At 75.4% G+C, this 17,805-nt stretch carries 11 protein-coding genes; 4 read left to right on the forward strand and 7 right to left on the reverse strand.

The genetic code is table 11. From position 1 onward, the window contains the following. Positions 1 to 327: 327 nt before the first annotated feature. Positions 328 to 1,095: an enoyl-CoA hydratase/isomerase family protein gene (locus JNW98_RS11510; RefSeq protein WP_223768057.1), complete on the forward strand. Its 768-nt coding sequence runs from the start codon at positions 328 to 330 to the stop codon at positions 1,093 to 1,095. Between the two features lie 7 nt (positions 1,096 to 1,102). Here the strand turns inward: JNW98_RS11510 and JNW98_RS11515 are convergent, their stop codons facing one another. Together JNW98_RS11515 and JNW98_RS11520 are read right to left on the reverse strand one after the other, a co-directional pair. Then, complete coding sequence (locus JNW98_RS11515; protein ID WP_223768058.1) at positions 1,103 to 1,732, reverse strand: DJ-1/PfpI family protein; 630 nt, start codon at positions 1,730 to 1,732, stop codon at positions 1,103 to 1,105. Further along, on the reverse strand, positions 1,663 to 2,748 hold the full coding sequence (locus tag JNW98_RS11520; protein ID WP_223768059.1) for a GlxA family transcriptional regulator: 1,086 nt from the start codon (positions 2,746 to 2,748) through the stop codon (positions 1,663 to 1,665). The genes JNW98_RS11515 and JNW98_RS11520 overlap by 70 nt, the downstream gene beginning before the upstream one ends. Positions 2,749 to 2,889: 141 nt before the next feature. On the opposite strand from JNW98_RS11520, the gene JNW98_RS11525 reads away from it, so the two are divergent. Continuing rightward, a complete protein-coding gene (locus tag JNW98_RS11525; protein WP_223768060.1) occupies positions 2,890 to 3,795 on the forward strand; it encodes an SCO6745 family protein in 906 nt (301 codons plus the stop codon). Between the two features lie 76 nt (positions 3,796 to 3,871). Beyond that, positions 3,872 to 6,214 carry a Tex family protein gene (locus JNW98_RS11530; RefSeq protein WP_308015559.1) on the forward strand — a complete coding sequence of 781 codons (2,343 nt, stop codon included), beginning with the start codon at positions 3,872 to 3,874 and terminating at the stop codon, positions 6,212 to 6,214. A gap of 154 nt (positions 6,215 to 6,368) precedes the next feature. On the opposite strand, the gene JNW98_RS11535 is transcribed toward JNW98_RS11530, so the two are convergent. The 4 genes from JNW98_RS11535 to JNW98_RS11550 all read right to left on the reverse strand — a co-directional run bounded on the left by JNW98_RS11535 (position 6,369) and on the right by JNW98_RS11550 (position 14,749). After that, a complete protein-coding gene (locus JNW98_RS11535) occupies positions 6,369 to 7,781 on the reverse strand; it encodes a M1 family metallopeptidase (protein WP_223768062.1) in 1,413 nt (470 codons plus the stop codon). Between the two features lie 13 nt (positions 7,782 to 7,794). Continuing rightward, the gene (locus JNW98_RS11540) at positions 7,795 to 11,718 is read right to left on the reverse strand and encodes a Pls/PosA family non-ribosomal peptide synthetase (RefSeq protein WP_223768063.1); all 3,924 of its coding nucleotides are present in this window, start codon (positions 11,716 to 11,718) and stop codon (positions 7,795 to 7,797) included. A 297-nt stretch (positions 11,719 to 12,015) separates the two neighbouring features. After that, positions 12,016 to 13,653 carry an ABC-F family ATP-binding cassette domain-containing protein gene (locus JNW98_RS11545; protein WP_223768064.1) on the reverse strand — a complete coding sequence of 546 codons (1,638 nt, stop codon included), beginning with the start codon at positions 13,651 to 13,653 and terminating at the stop codon, positions 12,016 to 12,018. Positions 13,654 to 13,666: 13 nt separating this feature from the next. Further along, positions 13,667 to 14,749, reverse strand: coding sequence for an oxidoreductase (locus tag JNW98_RS11550; protein ID WP_223768065.1), 1,083 nt, complete (start codon positions 14,747 to 14,749; stop codon positions 13,667 to 13,669). A 69-nt stretch (positions 14,750 to 14,818) separates the two neighbouring features. Between JNW98_RS11550 and JNW98_RS11555 the strand changes: the two genes are divergently transcribed. Continuing rightward, on the forward strand, positions 14,819 to 15,796 hold the full coding sequence (locus JNW98_RS11555) for an NAD(P)/FAD-dependent oxidoreductase (protein WP_223768066.1): 978 nt from the start codon (positions 14,819 to 14,821) through the stop codon (positions 15,794 to 15,796). A gap of 12 nt (positions 15,797 to 15,808) precedes the next feature. Here the strand turns inward: JNW98_RS11555 and JNW98_RS11560 are convergent, their stop codons facing one another. Then, positions 15,809 to 17,776: a Xaa-Pro dipeptidyl-peptidase gene (locus JNW98_RS11560; RefSeq protein WP_223768067.1), complete on the reverse strand. Its 1,968-nt coding sequence runs from the start codon at positions 17,774 to 17,776 to the stop codon at positions 15,809 to 15,811. Positions 17,777 to 17,805: the final 29 nt, after the last annotated feature.

The raw sequence follows: 17,805 nt of genomic DNA on the forward strand, positions 1-17,805 counted from the left end.
GGCCGGCGCCCGGGGCGCCGCGGGCGGCGGGGCCTGGCCCGGCTCGGGCGGGACGCTCCCGACGATCTCCATGTCCGATACCAACCCCTCGCCGTGGCTCCACCGCACACGACGAGTGTTGGGAAGACCACAGTCCGCGCGGACAGCTGATCAGAAGTCGCCGCCAATCGGCGCTATTTGATCGCGTGCGTATGCCGCAGTCACTCCCGCGACTGTTCCTGGCTGCCCTGATCGTCGTTCGCGGAACGCTCCGGAGCAGGTCGCTCCGCCTTCGCCGACGAGCGTGCGGGCGGAGACCACCCCACCCGTCCGGTTAGCATCCGTCGCATGGAGCCCGCACTGCACCTCGACGTCGCCGACGGCACGGCGACGATCCGCATCGCCCACCCCGCCAAGCGGAACGCCATGACGCCCGCCATGTGGCGGGCGCTTCCCCCGCTGCTGGAGCGGTGCGCCGCGGACCCGGCCGTCCGCGTCCTGGTGCTGACCGGCGAGGGCGACACCTTCTGCGCGGGCGCCGACATCGCCTCGCTCACCACCGGCGGCGAGGGCGACCCGCAGGACCTGGCCATCGCCGCCGAGGAGGCGCTGGCGGCCTTCCCCAAACCGACGGTCGCGGCCGTGCGCGGCCACTGCGTGGGCGGCGGCTGCCAGCTCGCCGTCGCCTGCGACCTGCGGTTCGCCGCCGAGGGCGCCCTCTTCGGCGTCACCCCGGCCCGGCTGGGCGTCGTCTACGCCGCCTCGTCCACCCGCCGGCTGACCGGTCTGGTCGGCCCGGCGACCGCCCGGTACCTGCTCTTCTCCGCCGAACTCATCGGCACGGAACGGGCGCTGCGCACCGGTCTGGTGGACGAGGTGTGGGCGCCGGACGAACTCGACTACCGCGTCGCCGAGTTCGCCCGGCTGCTCGCCTCGCGGTCGCAGCTGACGCAGGCCGCGGCGAAGGAGTTCACCCGCCCGGAGCCGGTGCCGGCGGAGCGCGTCGCCCACTGGGCGGAGCAGGGGCACACCAGCGCCGACCTGGCGGAGGGTGTCACGGCGTTCCTGGAGCACCGGACTCCGCGGTTCACCTGGAGCGTGCCGTCCGGGAGCTGACCGGCCGTCACTCCTTGCCGCGCACCCGCTTCCACTCGGCCACCAGCTCGGCGGGGGCCGTGCGCACCGACCCCGCCGCGTACGGCGGCCGGGGGTCGTACTCGGTGATCAGCTGGATCGACTGGGCCGTGCGGTCGCCGGCCAGCCGGCCCGCCAGCGTCAGGCCCATGTCGATCCCGGCGGAGACGCCGGCGGCCGTCACGTACTTGCCGTCGGTCACCACCCGCTCGTCCGTCGGCTCGGCGCCGTACCCGGCGAGCTGCGGCAGCGACAGCCAGTGCCCGGTGGCCCGGCGGCCCGTCAGCAGCCCGGCGGCGCCGAGGATCAGCGCGCCGGTGCACACGGACGTGGTCCAGCGCGTGCGCCGGTCCAGCGCGCGCAGCCAGTCGTGGACGGGCCCCGGTTCCAGGGGGAGGTTGGCCTCGGGGCCGCCCGGCACGACGAGCACGTCGGCGTCGGTGACCTCGTGGAACGCGGCGTCGGCGTCCAGGGTGAGCATGTTCCGGTCGTCGCGGACGGGCCCGCGCCGCTCGCCGACGAGGACCGCCTCGGCGCCGGGGACCCGGGTCAGGATCTCGTAGGGGCCGGCGACGTCGAGGATGGTGAAGCCGGGGAAGAGGAGGATGGCGATCCGCATGCCGGGCCTTTCGGGGTCGGTGCTTCGGTGAGTGGTTCGGTCGGTGCTTCGGCGGGTGGTTCGGGGCGGACGCCGCGCCGGTACGCGCCGGGCGGGGCGTCCAGGGCACGCCGGAAGGCCCGGCGCATCGCCTCGGGCGTCCCGTAGCCGCAGCGGCGGGAGATCTCCTCGACGCCGTCCGCCGTCTCCTCCAGCAGCCGTCGGGCGGTCTCCAGGCGCACCCGGCCGACGTACCGGCCGGGCGGGACGCCCACCTCCGCCCGGAAGGCCCGGGCGAAGTGCCGGGGCGACAGGCCCGCGCGGGCCGCGAGGGCCTCGACGCCCAGGTCCGCGGCGGGGTGCTCGGCGATCCACTGCTGGAGGTCGCGCAGCGCGGGGCGGCGGGGTGTCTGCGCGGCCAACTGCGCGCTGAACTGCCGCTGCCCGCCCGGGCGCCGGAGGTAGACGACCAGGTACCGGGCGACCGCGAGGGCGACGGCCCGGCCGTGGTCCTCCTCGACCAGCGCGAGGGCGAGGTCCACGCCGGCCGTCACGCCCGCCGAGGTGGCGACGCTGCCGTCGCGTACGTAGACGGGCTCGGTCTCCAGCCGGACGGCGGGGAAGCGCGCGGCGAAGCCGTCGCAGTACGCCCAGTGGGTGGTGGCCCGGCGGCCGTCCAGCAGCCCGGCGGCGGCCAGCAGGAACGCGCCGGTGCACACGGAGACCAGCCGGGCGGCGCGCGGGCCGTGCTCGCGCAGCAGCCCGACGAGCCGCGGGTCCGGGTCGGTGACGCCCCGGCCGCCGGGGACGAGCAGCACGTCCGGGGCGGGCACGGCGTCCAGGGCGCCGTCGGGCGTCAGCAGCAGGCCGCTGCCGGTGCGGACCGGCCGGCCGTCGACGGTGGCGGTGCGCACCCGGTACGCGCCGGGGTCGCCGACCTCGGCCCCGGCCCGGGTGAACACTTCGAGCGGGCCGGTGACGTCGAGGCTCTGGACGCCCTCGTGGAGGACGATGAGCACGGTGCGGCGAGGCGTCATGATCACATGCTGGTCCCGGGTGCCGGGCGGCGGCAATGACGGGCTTCCCACCTTTCCTGCCATGGCGGACATCCCTTCCGGGCGGTCCCGGTCGCACTCCGGTCTTCCGCGCCGGCCCGCCCGCCGCCTAGCGTGCGGGGCATGACATCCACCTCCGCTGACACGTCCGCCACGATCCTCGCCGCCGGCCGCCGCTGTCAGACGGCCCTCGAAGCCGTGCACGTCTTCTCGTACTTCACGCCCGAGACCTTCCGCGAGTTCGCCGCGTTCGGGGTGGAGGACGGGCACACCCGGTACTTCGCGGAGCGGGGCGGCGCCCTGGGGCGCGTCGGGGCGGGCACGCTGACGGCCGTGTTCCACGTGTTCAAGCACGAGCTGGTGGCCCGTCACATGCCGGCGGTGTGGGAGCGGATGGCGCCGGAGGAGGCGGTGGCCGCGCGGCTGCGCGCCTGCGACGCCGCCCTGCGCAGGATGCTCGGGGAGGACGGCATAACCGCACCCGAGATCGCCGAGGCCGCCGAACTGGCGCTGCGCGCGGCGGAGGCGGGCGAGCGCGCGTCCCGGCCGCTGTACGCCGCCCAGGCCGACCAGCCCGTTCCGGACGCCCCGCACCTGGCCCTCTGGCACGCGGCGACGATGCTCCGCGAGCACCGCGGCGCCGGGCACCTGGCCGCGCTGGCCTCCGCCGGTCTCGACCCCGTCGAGGCGCTGGTCAGCCACGCGGCCGGGCGGGACGGGAGCGCGCTCTCCCGGCGGCTGCTGCGCACCCGCGGGTGGAGCGCGGAGGAGCTGGCGGACGGCGCGCGGCGGCTGCGCGAGCGCGGGCTGTTCACCGCCGACGGGACGCTCACCCCGGCGGGCGCGGAGCTGCGCCGGGACCTGGAGGAGGCCACCGACCGGCTGGACGCCGGGCCGTGGGAGCACCTCGGCGCGAAGGGCACGGAGCGGTTGACGGAGCTGGCCGGGGACCTGGCCGCCAGGATCGCGGCCGCCGGCGGGTCCCCCACGGGCGCACCGCGCGCGGCGGACGGCACCGCCGAGGGGTGAGCCGGGGGCGGCGCGGCCCGCGGTGTCGTAGGTACCTGCGAGAATGCGGAGCGCAGTCCGACAGAGAAAGCGGAGCGTGATCGTGACGGCTACCGGTACGACGGTCGAAGGCAGGATCGCCGAGGAGCTCGGCGTTCAGGAGCGGCAGGTGAAGGCGGCCGTCGACTTGCTCGACGGCGGGGCGACCGTGCCGTTCGTCGCCCGCTACCGCAAGGAGGCGACCGGCGCCCTGGACGACGCGCAGCTGCGCACCCTGGAGGAGCGGCTGCGCTACCTGCGGGAGCTGGAGGAGCGGCGGGCCGCCGTCCTGGAGTCGGTGCGCTCGCAGGGCAAGCTGGACGCCGCGCTGGAGGCGCGGATCCGCGAGGCCGACTCCAAGGCCCGGCTGGAGGACATCTACCTGCCCTTCAAGCCCAAGCGGCGGACGAAGGCGCAGATCGCCCGCGAGGCGGGGCTCGAACCGCTGGCCGAGGGGCTGTTGTCCGACCCGGGCGTCGAACCCCTCGCCGCGGCCGCCGCCTTCGTCGACGCGGACAAGGGCGTCGCCGACCCGGCCGCCGCGCTGGAGGGTGCCCGGGCGATCCTCACCGAGCGGTTCGCGGAGGACGCGGACCTGATCGGCGAGCTGCGCGAGCGGATGTGGACGCGCGGGCGGCTGGCCGCCAAGGTGCGGCCCGGGAAGGAGGAGGCGGGCGCCAAGTTCGCCGACTACTTCGACTTCGCCGAGCCGTTCACCGAGCTGCCCTCGCACCGGGTGCTCGCCATGCTGCGCGGCGAGAAGGAGGAGGTGCTCGACCTCGTCCTGGAGCCGGAGCCGGCCGGTGAGGCGCCGGCGGGCCCGAGTGCGTACGAGCAGGCCGTCGCCCGCCGGTTCGGCGTGGCCGACCGGGGGCGGCCGGGCGACAAGTGGCTGGCCGACACGGTCCGCTGGGCCTGGCGCACCCGCATCCTCGTCCACCTCGGCATCGACCTGCGGCTGCGGCTGCGCCAGGCGGCCGAGGACGAGGCGGTCCGCGTCTTCGCCACCAACCTGCGTGACCTGCTGCTGGCCGCCCCGGCCGGCACCCGCGCCACGATGGGCCTCGACCCGGGCTTCCGTACGGGCGTGAAGGTCGCCGTCGTCGACGCCACCGGCAAGGTCGCGGCCACCGAGACCATCTACCCGCACGTCCCGCAGAACAAGTGGGACGCCTCCCTGGCCACGCTGGCGCGGCTCGCCAAGGAGCACGGGGTGGAGCTCGTCGCCATCGGCAACGGCACGGCCTCCCGGGAGACGGACCGGCTGGCCGCCGACCTGATCGGCCGCCACCCCGAGCTCGGGCTCACCAAGGTGATGGTCTCCGAGGCGGGCGCCTCGGTGTACTCGGCGTCCGCGTTCGCCTCCCAGGAACTGCCCGGGATGGACGTGTCGCTGCGCGGCGCGGTGTCCATCGCGCGGCGGCTCCAGGACCCGCTGGCCGAGCTCGTCAAGATCGACCCCAAGTCGATCGGCGTCGGCCAGTACCAGCACGACCTGTCCGAGGTGAAGCTCTCGCGGTCCCTCGACGCGGTCGTCGAGGACTGCGTCAACGGCGTCGGCGTCGACGTCAACACGGCGTCCGCGCCGCTGCTCTCCCGCGTCTCCGGCATCAGCTCCGGCCTCGCCGACAACATCGTCGCCCACCGCGACGCGAACGGCCCCTTCCGGTCCCGCAAGGCGCTCAAGGACGTGGCCCGGCTCGGCCCCAAGGCGTACGAGCAGTGCGCCGGCTTCCTCCGCATCCGCGGGGGCGACGATCCGCTGGACGGTTCCAGCGTGCACCCCGAGGCGTATCCGGTGGTGCGGGCGATGGCCAAGCGGACGGGGAACGATGTCGCGGCGCTTGTCGGCAACACGGGTGTGCTGCGGTCTTTGCGGCCCGAGGAGTTCGTCGACGAATCGTTCGGTCTGCCGACCGTGACGGACATCCTGCGCGAGCTGGAGAAGCCGGGGCGCGACCCGCGGCCCGCTTTCCGTACGGCTTCCTTCAAGGACGGCGTCGAGAAGATCGGTGACCTGGCGGCGGGGATGATTCTGGAAGGCGTCGTCACGAATGTCGCCGCGTTCGGGGCGTTCGTGGACGTCGGGGTGCATCAGGATGGTCTGGTGCATGTGTCGGCGATGTCGAAGACGTTCGTCAAGGATCCCCGGGACGTGGTGAAACCGGGTGACATCGTGCGGGTGAAGGTGCTCGAAGTCGACATTCCGCGGAAGCGGATTTCTTTGACGTTGCGTCTGGACGATGAGGCTTCCGCTTCTTCCGGCCGGCGGGAGCCGCGTGAGAACCGGCGCGGTGGGGCGCCTCGGCCTCGGCGGGAGGCTTCTCCGCCTGCGGCGGGTGGGGCGATGGCGGATGCGTTGCGGCGTGCGGGGCTCGTGCGGCCGGAGGGCCGCAGGTAGGGAGCCCCAGCCCCGCCCCTTCGCCGTTTCCTGGGGCTGACGCCCCAGACCCCGAAACCGCGCTCCGCGCGGTTGTCCTCAAACGCCGGACGGGCTGGATATAGCCCGTCCGGCGTTTGAGGACGAGCGGCGAAGGGGCGGGACAGGGGCACCCTCACGCCCGCCGGAACTCCGGCACCCGCTTCTCGTGAAGCCACGGCCCGAGCACGTCCTCCACATCCCGCGCCGTGGCGCGCCCCGCATGCGTGAGGAACCCGGGAGTATCCGCACTCCCACCCCGCCGCGCCTCGTGCCACGTCCGCAGCACGCGGAAGAACGCCTCGTCCCCGACGGCCAGTCGAAGAGCGTGCAGGGCGCAGGCCCCCCTCACATACACCCGGTCGTCGAACAGATGCCGCCGCCCAGGATCCGCCATCCGCAGGTTCTGGCGGCGGCCCGCCAGGTCCGCCCGGGAGCGCCGGGCGAGAGTGTCCGCGTCGTCCTCGCCGAGGTGCTCGGACCACAGCCACTCCGCGTACGTGGCGAAGCCCTCGTTGAGCCAGATGTGCTGCCACTCGGCGAGGCTGACGCTGTTGCCGAACCACTGGTGGGCCGTCTCGTGGGCGACGAGCGTCTCCCAGCCGCGCCGACCGTCCATGTGGTTGCGGCCGAAGACGGAGAGGGTCTGGTTCTCGACGGGGGCGGCGAGGTCGGCGTCGACGACGGTGACGCCGTAGGACTCGAAGGGGTAGGGGCCGAAGAGGTCCGTGTAGAGGCGGAGGATGCGGCCCTGGCGGGCGAGGTCGTGGCGGACGCGGTCGGTCAGCCGGGCGGGGCAGGCGACGTGGACCGGTACGGGCGTGCCGTCGGTCTCCCGTTCGGTCCAGGTCTCGCGGTGGAAGCGGCCGGTGTAGAGGGCGGCGAGGTAGCAGGCCATCGGACCGGGGTGGTGGTAGGTCCAGCGGGCGGTGCCGTCCGCCTCCCGGTGGTCGACGAGGGAGCCGTTGGCGAGGGCGTCGTAGCCGGCGGGGACGGTCACCTCGAAGGTGTAGGCGGCCTTGTCGTCGGGCCGGTCGTTGCAGGGGAACCAGGACGGCGCGCCCACCGGCTGGGAAGCGACGAGGGTGCCGTCGTGCTCGTCGCCGGTGCGGTCCCAGCCGATCGGGCCGTACGGCGAGTGGACCGGGCGCGGCCGGCCGCCGTAGCGGATGTCCAGGACGAAGGGGCGGCCCGGTTCGAGCGTACGGTCCGCGGTGATCCGGAGTCTGCCGTCGCGGTGGCGGAAGGGGACCGGGCGGTCGTCCAGGAGGACCTCGTCCACGGAGAGCCTGGCCAAGTCCAGTTCGACGGAGTCCAGAGCGCCGTTGGCCGTCGCCTCGATCCGGGCGCGACCGTCGAGCCGGTGGCGGCGGGGGTCGTAGTCGAGCTCCAGGTGGTAGGCGAGGGTGCGGTGGGCGTACGAGCCGTGGCGCGGGAAGTAGCGCTGGTCGCGCGGCCGGTGGCGGGCACCGCCGCCCACGGCGGCGGCGGTCACCGGGACGGCCAGCGCCGCGAGCAGGACGCGGCGGCTACAGGTGTGTCGTCCCATATGTCGTCCCCTGTCACGCCGCGGCCCGCTGCCCTGCGATCGGGTTGCCCGCCCAGCGGGTGCCCGGCGGTACGGTCTCGCCGCGCATGACGAGGGAGGACGGGGCGATGGCGGTGTGGGCGCCGACGGTGGTGCCCGGGAGCACGATGCCGTGCGGGCCGAGGGAGGCGCCCTCGGCGAGGTGGACGGTGTCCATGCGCATGATCCGGTCGTGGAAGAGGTGGGTCTGGAGGACGCAGCCGCGGTTGACGGTGGCCCCGTCGCCGAGGGTGATGAGGTCCGTCTCCGGCAGCCAGTGGGTGTCGCACCACACGCCCCGGCCGATGCGGACGCCGAGGGTGCGCAGCCACCAGTTGAGCACGGGGGTGCCGGTGAAGGGTCCCGCCAACCAGGGGACGGCGAGGGATTCCACGAAGGTGTCGAAGAGTTCGTTCCGCCAGACGAAGGAGCTCCAGAGCGGGTGTTCGCCGCTCCGGAAGCGGCCCATGAGCAGCCATTTGGCGGCGGTGGCGAGCAGTCCGGCGAGGATGCCGCCGAGGAACAGCAGGGGCGCGGCGACCAGCGCGGCCAGTCCGAGGCCGCCGTGGGTGAGGGCCCACTGCTCGCCGATGAGGACCATGTCGGCCAGGGCGAGGCCGCACATCAGGGGCAGGATCCGGCAGAGTTCGACGCCGGCGCGGGCCAGGACGAGCCGCCGGGGCGGGGCGAAGGTGCGTCCGGCGTCGGCGACGGTGGCGACGCGGGGCAGCGGCATGGCGGGGCGGCCGAGCCAGGAGGTGCCGGGTTCGCTGTGCTCGGGCGCGTCGGAGAGGACGCCGACGAGGCCGTGGTCGGGGACGGACCGGCCGGGGCTGATGATGCCGGAGTTGCCGAGGAAGGCCCGGCGGCCGACGTGCGCGGTGCCCAGGCGGAGCCAGCCGCCGCGCAGTTCGTAGGGGGCGACGAGGGTGTCGTCGGCGAGGAACGCGCCGTCGGCGACGGTGAGCAGGGACGGCATCGGCAGGACGGTGGAGAGTTCGGCTCGGCGGCCGATCCGGGCGCCGAGCATCCGCATCCACACCGGGGTGGCGAGGCTCGCGTAGACCGGGAAGAGGTTGCGCCGGGCACCGTCCAGCAGCCGGGTGATGACCCAGGCGCGCCAGGCGACGCCGCCGCAGGCGGGGTGCAGGCCGGCGCTGACGCCCCGGTTGAGGACGCGGACCGTACCCGCGACGACGAGCATCCAGCAGACCGTGGTGACCGCGGTGAGGACGGGGACGGCGAGCAGCAGGCTCACGGCGACGGAGGTGAGCGAGGCGCTGTCCTTGATCAGCCAGAAGGTGGCGGCGAGGGCGGGCGCGGCGGCGAGGACGGGCAGCAGCGGCAGGCCGAACAGGGCCAGGGCGTAGGCGGCGGACCAGCGCCGGGAGCGCTCGCGGCGGGGCGCGGGCCAGTCGTCGGCGGGACGGACCGGGCCGTTCGGGTGGTGGGCGGCGGCGTCCGGACGGGCGGGGGAACCCACCCAGGTCTCGCCCGCGGGGACGTGGCCGTCGAGGCAGGCGCCGGGCGCGAGTTCGGCGCCCTCGCCGAGGGAGGAGCCGGGCATCAGCATGCTGCGGTGGCCGGCCCGGGAGTCGGCGCCGAGGCGGACCGGGCCGACGTGCAGGGTCTCACCGTCGATCCACCAGCCGGCGATGTCGGCCTCGGGCTCGACGCTGGAGCCGTCGCCGAACTCGGCGAGGCCGGTGACCGGGGGCATGGCGTGGAGGGAGACGTTCCGGCCGGCGGCGCAGCCGAGGGCGCGGGCGTACCAGCGGGCCCAGGGGGTGCCCATGAGGGCGGGCACGCCGAAGGCGGCCACGGTGCGTTCGGCGGTCCAGAGTCGCAGGTGGACGCGGCCGCCGCGCGGGTGGGCGCCGGGGGTGACGCCGTGGGTGAGGACGCGGGCGGCGAGGGCGCCGACCGCGAACCGGCCGGGGGCGCTGAAGAGCAGCAGCCAGGCGAGGGCGATCAGCCACCAGGAGGTGTACGGCGCCCAGACGCGCGGCGCGAAGACGCCGAGCAGGTTGTCGGCGACGGCGAGGCCGGTCAGGACGCGGAGGCCCTGGACGCCGTAGAGGACGGTCTGCACCAGGATCTGCGCGGCGCCGGTGCGGCGGCGCAGCGGGCGGACGGTCCGGCGGGGTCCGGTGTCCTCGACGGGGGTGTCGAGGGAGTCGATGTGCTCGGCCATGTCGCGGAGCACGGTGTGCCGGTAGAGGCCGGCGACGGAGACGCCGGGGTGGTGTTCGCGCAGGGCCGAGGCCATGCGGGCGGCAGTGAGGCTGGTGCCGCCCATGGTGACGAAGTCGGAGTCGGCGCCGGGCCGGGCGCCCAGCAGTTCCTCCCAGAGGTCGGCGAGCCGGCCGGCCGTGCCGTGGAGCTCCTCCACGGGCGCTGCGGCGCCGGTGGTGGGGAGGGGCCAGGGCAGGGCGTCGCGGTCGACCTTGCCGGAGGTGCGGGTGGGCAGGTCGTCGACCTCGGCGAGGACGGGGACGAGCGCGGCGGGCAGCCGTTCGGTGAGCCGGGCGCGGGCGGCGGCGGGGTCGAACGCCGGGCCGGGGACCAGGTAGCCGACGAGCAGCTGGGAGCCGGACGGGGTGGTGCGGACGGCCGCGGCGGCGCCGCGGACGCCGGGCAGCTCGCCGAGGGCGGCATCGATCTCGCCGAGCTCGATGCGCCGGCCGCCCAGTTTGACCTGGTCGTCGGCGCGGCCGGTGAAGACCAGGCCCTCCTCGTCGGCGCGGACGAGGTCGCCGGTGCGGTAGGCGCGGTCGGTGCCGAGGGCCGGGCAGGGTGGAAAGCGGTCGGCGTCCTTGGCAGGGTCGAGGTAGCGGCCGACGCCAACGCCGGCGATCACCAGTTCGCCCTCGGCGCCGTACGGGACGGGCTCGCCGTCCTCGTCGACGACGGCGAGCTCCCAGCCGTCGAGCGGCAGGCCGATGCGGACGGGTGCGCCGGGCTCCATGCGGGCGGCGCAGGCGACGACGGTGGTCTCGGTGGGCCCGTAGGTGTTCCACATCTCGCGGCCGGGGACGGCGAACCGCTCGACGAGGCCGGGCGGGCAGGCCTCGCCGCCGACGATCAGCAGCCGGACCCGGTCCAGGGACTCGCGGGGCCAGAGGGCGGCGAGGGTGGGGACGGTGGAGACGACGGTGACGGCCCGCTCGACGAGCCAGGGGCCGAGCTCGTGGCCGGCTCTGACCAGCGAGCGGGGGGCGGGGACCAGGCAGGCGCCGTGCCGCCAGGCCAGCCACATCTCCTCGCAGGAGGCGTCGAAGGCGACGGAGAGGCCGGCCAGCACCCGGTCACCGGGGCCGAGCGGCTCGTCCTGGAGGAAGAGGGCGGCCTCGGCGTCGGCGAAGGCGGCGGCGCTGCGGTGGGAGACGGCGACGCCCTTGGGGGCGCCGGTGGAGCCGGAGGTGAAGATGATCCAGGCGTCGTCCTCGGGGAGCGGCTGCCGGGGCCCGGCGGCCCCGGGTTTCCGGCGGCCGGGTTCCAGGGATCCGTCACCGGTGAGGACGGCGCAGACCTCGGCCTCGCCGAAGACGGTGGCGGCGCGTTCCTCGGGGTCGTCGGCGTCGACCGGGACGTAGGCGGCGGAGCAGCGGAGGACGGCGAGGATGCCGAGGTAGAGCTCGGCGGTGCCGGAGGGGATCCGGACGCCGACGCGGTCGCCGGGGCCGATGCCGGCCCGGCGCAGCCGCTCGGCCCGGGTCTCGACCTCGGCGCACAGTTCACGGTAGGTGAGGACGCCGGTCTCGGTGTCGAGGGCCGGGACGTCGGGGTGGGTGGCGGCCGTGGCGTCGAGGACGTCGATGAGGGTGCGCTCCCCCGGTGGCGGGGCGCTGCCGTACAGCGCCCGCCCCGCCGGCGGAGCCAGCGGGGTGGGGGTGGAACCGGAGAGTGTCGGGGACATGGCCTTGCGCCTCGTTTCGACGGTGGGGAAGCGGACGCCCCACGGACGTCCGCACCCACAGACGTCGCTCCGCGCCCACGGGTTCGTCAAAGCGTTGCCAACGTTCCGCATATCGAACGCGTGGCGGGGATGCCCCGGGCGCACTCTTTTCCCACGGTACGTGTCGTTTCACCGGAAAACCATGGTTTTCGGCCGGTCGAGCGAGGGTGACGCCTTGGCGAAGAGTTGACCTGCGGCGGAGGTTCTTTTCGGGCGGAAGTTCGCCCGGACGGGGCAGGAAAAGTGGGAACCGGGCGCTCAGCGCTCCATAATGCGGCCGTCCTCGACCATGATCCGCCGCGTGGTGTGCACGGCGTCCAGCATCCGCCGGTCGTGCGTGACCAGCAGCAGGGTGCCGCCGTACGAGGCGAGGGCCGACTCCAGCTGCTCGATGGCCGGCAGGTCGAGGTGGTTGGTGGGCTCGTCGAGCACCAGCAGGTTGACGCCGCGGGCCTGGAGCAGCGCCAGCGCCGCGCGGGTCCGCTCGCCCGGCGAGAGGGTCACGGCGGAGCGCAGCACGTGGTCGGCCTTGAGGCCGAACTTGGCGAGCAGGGTCCGTACGTCGGCGGGCGCCAGCTCGGGGACGGCCGCCCCGAACGCGTCCAGCAGCGTCTCCGTACCGAAGAACAGGGCCCGCGCCTGGTCCACTTCGCCGACGACGACGCCCGGGCCGAGCGCGGCCGAGCCCTCGTCGAGCGGGAGCCGGCCGAGCAGCGCGGCGAGCAGCGTGGACTTCCCGGAGCCGTTGGCGCCGGTCACGGCGACCCGGTCGGCCCAGTCGATCTGGAGGTCCACCGGACCGAGGGTGAAGGAGCCGCGGCGCACGACGGCCTGGCGCAGGGTGGCCACCACGTTCCCCGACCGGGGCGCGGCGGCGATCTCCATCTTGAGCTGCCACTCCTTGCGCGGCTCCTCGACGGTCTCCAGCCGCTCGATGAGCCGCTCGGTCTGCCGGGCCTTGGACGCCTGCTTCTCGCTGGCCTCGATCCGCGTCTTCCGGGTGATCTTGTCGATGTCGTTGGCCTTGCGGCGGGCGTTGCGGACGCCCTTCTCCATCCAGCTCCGCTGGGTGCGGGCGCGGGACTCCAGGGCGGCACGGGTGTCCGCGTACTCCTCGTACGCCTCGCGCGCCTGCCGGCGGGCCCGCTCGCGCTCGTCCAGGTAGGCGCCGTAGCCGCCACCGAAGAGGGTGACCTGCTGCTGGGCGAGGTCCAGCTCCAGCACCTGGTCGACGGTCCGGGCGAGGAACTCGCGGTCGTGGCTGACCAGGACCGTGCCCGCGCGGAGCCCGGTGACGAAGTTCTCCAGGCGCTCCAGGCCGTCCAGGTCGAGGTCGTTGGTGGGCTCGTCGAGCAGGAACACGTCGTACCGGCTGAGCAGCAGCGACGCGAGGCCGGCGCGGGCCGCCTGACCGCCCGACAGGCCGGTCATGGGCCGGTCGAGGCCGACGGTGAGGCCGAGCGAGCCGACGACCTCCTCCGCCCGTTCGTCCAGGTCGGCGGCGCCCAGCGCCAGCCAGCGCTCCAGCGCGACGGCGTACGCGTCGTCCGCTCCCGGGACCTCCGCGGCCAGCGCCTCGGTGGTGCTGTCCAGGGCGGCCTGCGCGGCGGCGACGCCGGTGCGCCGGGCCAGGAACGCGCGCACCGTCTCCCCCGGGCGCCGCTCCGGCTCCTGCGGTAGGTGCCCGACGGTGGCGGTGGGCGGGCTGATCCGCACCGAGCCCTCGTCGGGCTCCGCGAGCCCGGCGAGCATCCGCAGCAGGGTGGACTTCCCCGCGCCGTTGGCCCCGACGAGACCGATCACGTCGCCGGGGGCGACGATGAGGTCGAGCCCGGTGAAGAGGGTGCGGTCGCCGTGGCCGGCGGCGAGGTTCTTGGCGACGAGGGTGGCGTTCATGTCAGGGCCGACTCTATCGGTCCGGGCGGGCGGGCCGGTCGGGCGCGTCCGGCCCCGCGGCCGGTCCGGCGGCAACCGGTCCCGCGGCGTCCGGTCCCGCGGCGTCCGCCACCACGACGCCCTCGAACGTCCGCGCCACCACGTAGGCACCGGGGCCGCCGAAGCCGTCCAGCACGTGCACCCCGCGCTCCAGGCGGCCCGCGAACAGCTCCGCCGTGCGCAGCCGCCGCAGCCGGTCCCGCCGGTAGCCGGTCAGCCGGACGCGGCAGGCGGTGGCGACCTCCACCCGCACGACCCGCCCGTCGGCCCGCAGCGCGGCCAGCCGTGGGCCGGCGGGCGGGTGGACGAGCTGTTCGAGCTGGGCGACGAGCACCGGCAGCAGCGGGGCCGGACGGTCGACGAGCGCCGCGTCGGCGCCGGCGGCCGTGAACGCGGCGCGGCAGGCGGCCCGTTCGGGCCCGCGGACGGCCGGGTCGAAGAGGACGGCACCGTAGCCGCGGAGCTCCTCGGGGGCGGTCCCGGTGGCGTCGCGGGTGACGTCGGCGCCGATCCCGGCCGTCCGGAGCGCCGCCGCGAGGCGGGCGAAGGAGGCGGTGCGCGGGCCGACGAGCAGCACGCGGCGCGGGGCGGGGGCGGGCGGGGTGTCGGCGGTGCGCAGCCGCTCCGCCACCGCCCGGTACTCCTCGGCGCGGAAGCGGAACGGGCCGACTCCGGCCGGGAAGCCGGTGTCCCCGCCCCGCCAGACGAGGTCCCGCCAGACGACGGCCGCCGCACCGTCCCGTTCGACCACGGCGCTCACCTCGCCGCACTCCGGTCCCGTGCAGTCGGGGCAGGCGTAGAGCACGGCCCGCCCGTCCTCCGCCGGATCGCCGCCGTCGGGCAGCGGGCGGCGGCGCGGGCCCGGGACCAGGGCCGCGGGGACGAGGTCGGCGGCGGGCGGCGGGAAGCCGTCGAGCTCCGCCAGCCGCAGCAGCAGCGGCCGGCCGTCGACGGCGAAATCCGTGTACTCGCGGCGCACTTGGCACGCCCGGCCGCCCAGGACACCGCCGGCGCGCGTGGTGTGCGCCAGCCCGAGGGTCGCGTACTCCACTGTCATGTTCCGAGTATTCCCCCGCCACCGGGTAATCCCCGCCCAACCGCCGCCTCGTGTCGGTACCTTCGCTCCATGGTGAGCGATGCGATCGTCGTGGGTTCCGGCGTCATCGGCCTGACCACGGCCGTCGTCCTCGCGGAACGGGGGCTGCGGGTCGAGGTCTGGACGCGGGAGACGGCCGTGCAGACCACGTCCGCGGTGGCCGGGGGCCTGTGGTGGCCGTACCGCGCGGAGCCGGCCCGGGCCGTGGCCGCCTGGTCGCTCGCGTCCCTGCCCGTCATGGCGGCGCTGGCCCGGGACCCGGAGGAGTCGGGCGTGCGCCTGGTGGACGGGCTGCACGCCGGCGCCTCGCCCGGCGAACTGGGCGCGTGGGCGGCCGGTGTGCCCGGACTGCGGGACGCGGCACCGTACGAGATACCGCGGGGCTACGACCGGGCCGTCCGCGCCCGGCTGCCGCTGATCGACATGCCCGTCCACCTCGGCCACCTCCAGCGCCGCCTGGGCAAGGCCGGCGGCACGGTCACCCTCCGTCCGGTGACCGCCCTCGCCGACGCGGGGCGCGCGGCCCCGCTCGTCGTCAACTGCGCCGGGCTGGGGGCCGGCCGGCTCGCCGGCGACCCGGACGTGCACCCGGTGCGGGGGCAGCTCGTCGTCGTGGAGAACCCGGGCGTGCGCGAGTGGTTCACCGCCGCCGAGAACGGGTCCGGCGACCCGGCCTACCTCCTCCCCCAGCCGTACGGGCTGGTCCTCGGCGGGACCGTGCGCGCCCACGCGTGGGACCGGACGCCGGTGCCGTCCCTGGCCCAGGCGATCATCGCCCGCTGCGCCCGGATCCACCCCGGCGTGACCCGGGCCCGCGTGCTGGCGCACCGCGTCGGGCTGCGCCCCGCCCGGCACCGGGTCCGCCTGGAGGCGGGGCGGCTGCCGGGCGGGGCGCGGCTGGTGCACAACTACGGGCACGGCGGGTCCGGGGTCACGGTCTCCTGGGGCTGCGCCGAGGAGGCGGCGGAACTGGCGCTGGGGGACGGCCCGTTGCGGGACGGCTCCTGAGAGCCGTGCGGCTCAGGGCAGCCGCGTGAGCCGCGGCGTCCCCAGCCCGTGCGGGTGGGCGGGCGGCCGGATGCCGCCCTTGCTGGCGCCGCCCTGGGTGGCGCGGACGAATGCCGGGTAGCCGCCGACCAGCGGCAGGTTCGCCGAGGTCGCGGCCAGGTCGAGGGTCAACCGCGGGGTGGTGGAGGCCGGTTCGATCAGTCCGCGGTCGGTGCCCGCGACGATGAGCGCCAGCCGGTGGCCCGCCGGGACGACGTGGTCGGTCGCGGCGAGGTCGAGGGTGATGGTGTAGGGGGTGCCGGGGGTCACGCCCCGGGTGCGCTTGCCGCTCCCCCAGTGGCCGAGGTCGGCCCAGCCGCGGCTGAAGACGGTGTGGTCGACGCGCGCGGTCTTCGCCTCGGTGCGCAGGAAGCAGCCGGTGTCCCCGGGGGTGCCGGCGCCCCAGCAGGTGCGGTCGGCCAGGGTGGTGATGCCCTCGGCGTCGTCGGCGTAGTCGCGGATCGTGTCCGGGCCGAGGTCGACGAGGACGGCCGAGAGGTGGGCGGACGCGGTGGACGGGGTCACCCGCAGCCGGACCGTGGAGGAGCCGGAGAGGCGCAGGTCGCGGGCGAGCGGGCGGGTGACGAAGCCGGCCTTCGACGGGGTGCTCCGGTCGATCGCCGCCGCCCAGTCGTTCTCGCCGAGCGCCGGGTCGTCGGTGAACTCGGCGGTGCTGCCCGGACCGGCGGGCTCCAGACCGAGCACGCCCGGCCCCTGCGCGGATCCCGCCGCCGGGCGCAGGGCGGTGCCCCGGGTGCCGGCGGGCGGCCAGACGCGGTCGGTGGTCCACTGGTCGGGCGCCCGCTCGACGTCCGCCATCGGCTCGCGCTCGACGCCGTTGTCGTAGCCCATCAGGTAGTGGTCGAACCACCGGTGCAGCGTGCGCACCCAGGCGTCGCGCCGGAAGTCGAACGGGTCGACGTGCCCGGTCTGCGACAGCCAGATCTTCCGCTCCACGCCGTTGGCGGCGAGCGCGTCCCACCACTGGCCGAGGTGCTTGGTGCGGACGTTGAGGTCCTGCATGCCGTGCACGGCGAGGACGCTGGCGCGCACGTTGCCCGCGTCGCGGACGTAGTCGCGCTCGCTCCACAGCGGCGTCCGGTCGCCGTTGCGCGGCGCGCCCTCGACCAGCTTCCGCTGGACGTCCTGGCAGCGGGCGCGCGCCTCGGCGCTCTCGACGCGCGACGCGAGGCCGTCGGGGCCGCTGTCGAAGAGGGCGGCGCCCTTGGCGAAGTAGTAGTCGTACCAGGAGCTGATGGCGCCGATGGGGACGATGGTCTTCAGGCCCTCGACGCCGGTGGCGGCCACGCCGTTGGCGACCGTCCCGTCGTAGCTCTTGCCGATCATGCCGACGGAGCCGGTCGTCCAGTCCGCCCGCACCGGCGTGCTCCCGGTGCGCGAACCGTACGCCCGCGCCCGTCCGTTGAGCCAGTCGACGACGGCCTTGGCGGACTGGACGTCCGAGCGCCCGCCGACGTCGACGCAGCCGTCGGAACGGTTCGTTCCGGCGAGGTCGACGAGTACGACGGCGTAGCCGCGCGGCACGAAGTAGTTGTCGTAGAAGAGGGGGAACTGGACGGGCTTCCCCTGTGCGTCGTACGTCTTCTTCTGGCTCTCGTTGCCGCGTCCGCAGCAGGAGTAGTACGGGCTGGCGTCCATGATCACGGGGACGCGGAGGCCCTTCTCGGCGGCCTCGCGGGGCCGGACGATGTCCACGGCCACCCGGTCCGTGCGGCCGGCGCGGGTGGGCGCCTCGACCCAGACGGACTCGCGGACGGCGCGGTCGTAGGAGTAGACGGGTCTGCTCTCGCCGGCGTGTCTCCCCGGTGGCGCGGCCTGGGCCGTGCCCGGGGGTACGGCGAGGGCGGCCAGCAGGGCGGCGAGGGCCGCCAGGACGAACGTGGTCCAGGGTGTGCGGGTGTTCCGCTTGGGTTTCGGCACGGGCGGGAGAGTACGCGCGTCAACTGCCG

The sequence above is a fragment of the Streptomyces huiliensis genome, from assembly GCF_020037025.1.
Lineage (GTDB): Bacteria > Actinomycetota > Actinomycetes > Streptomycetales > Streptomycetaceae > Streptomyces > Streptomyces huiliensis.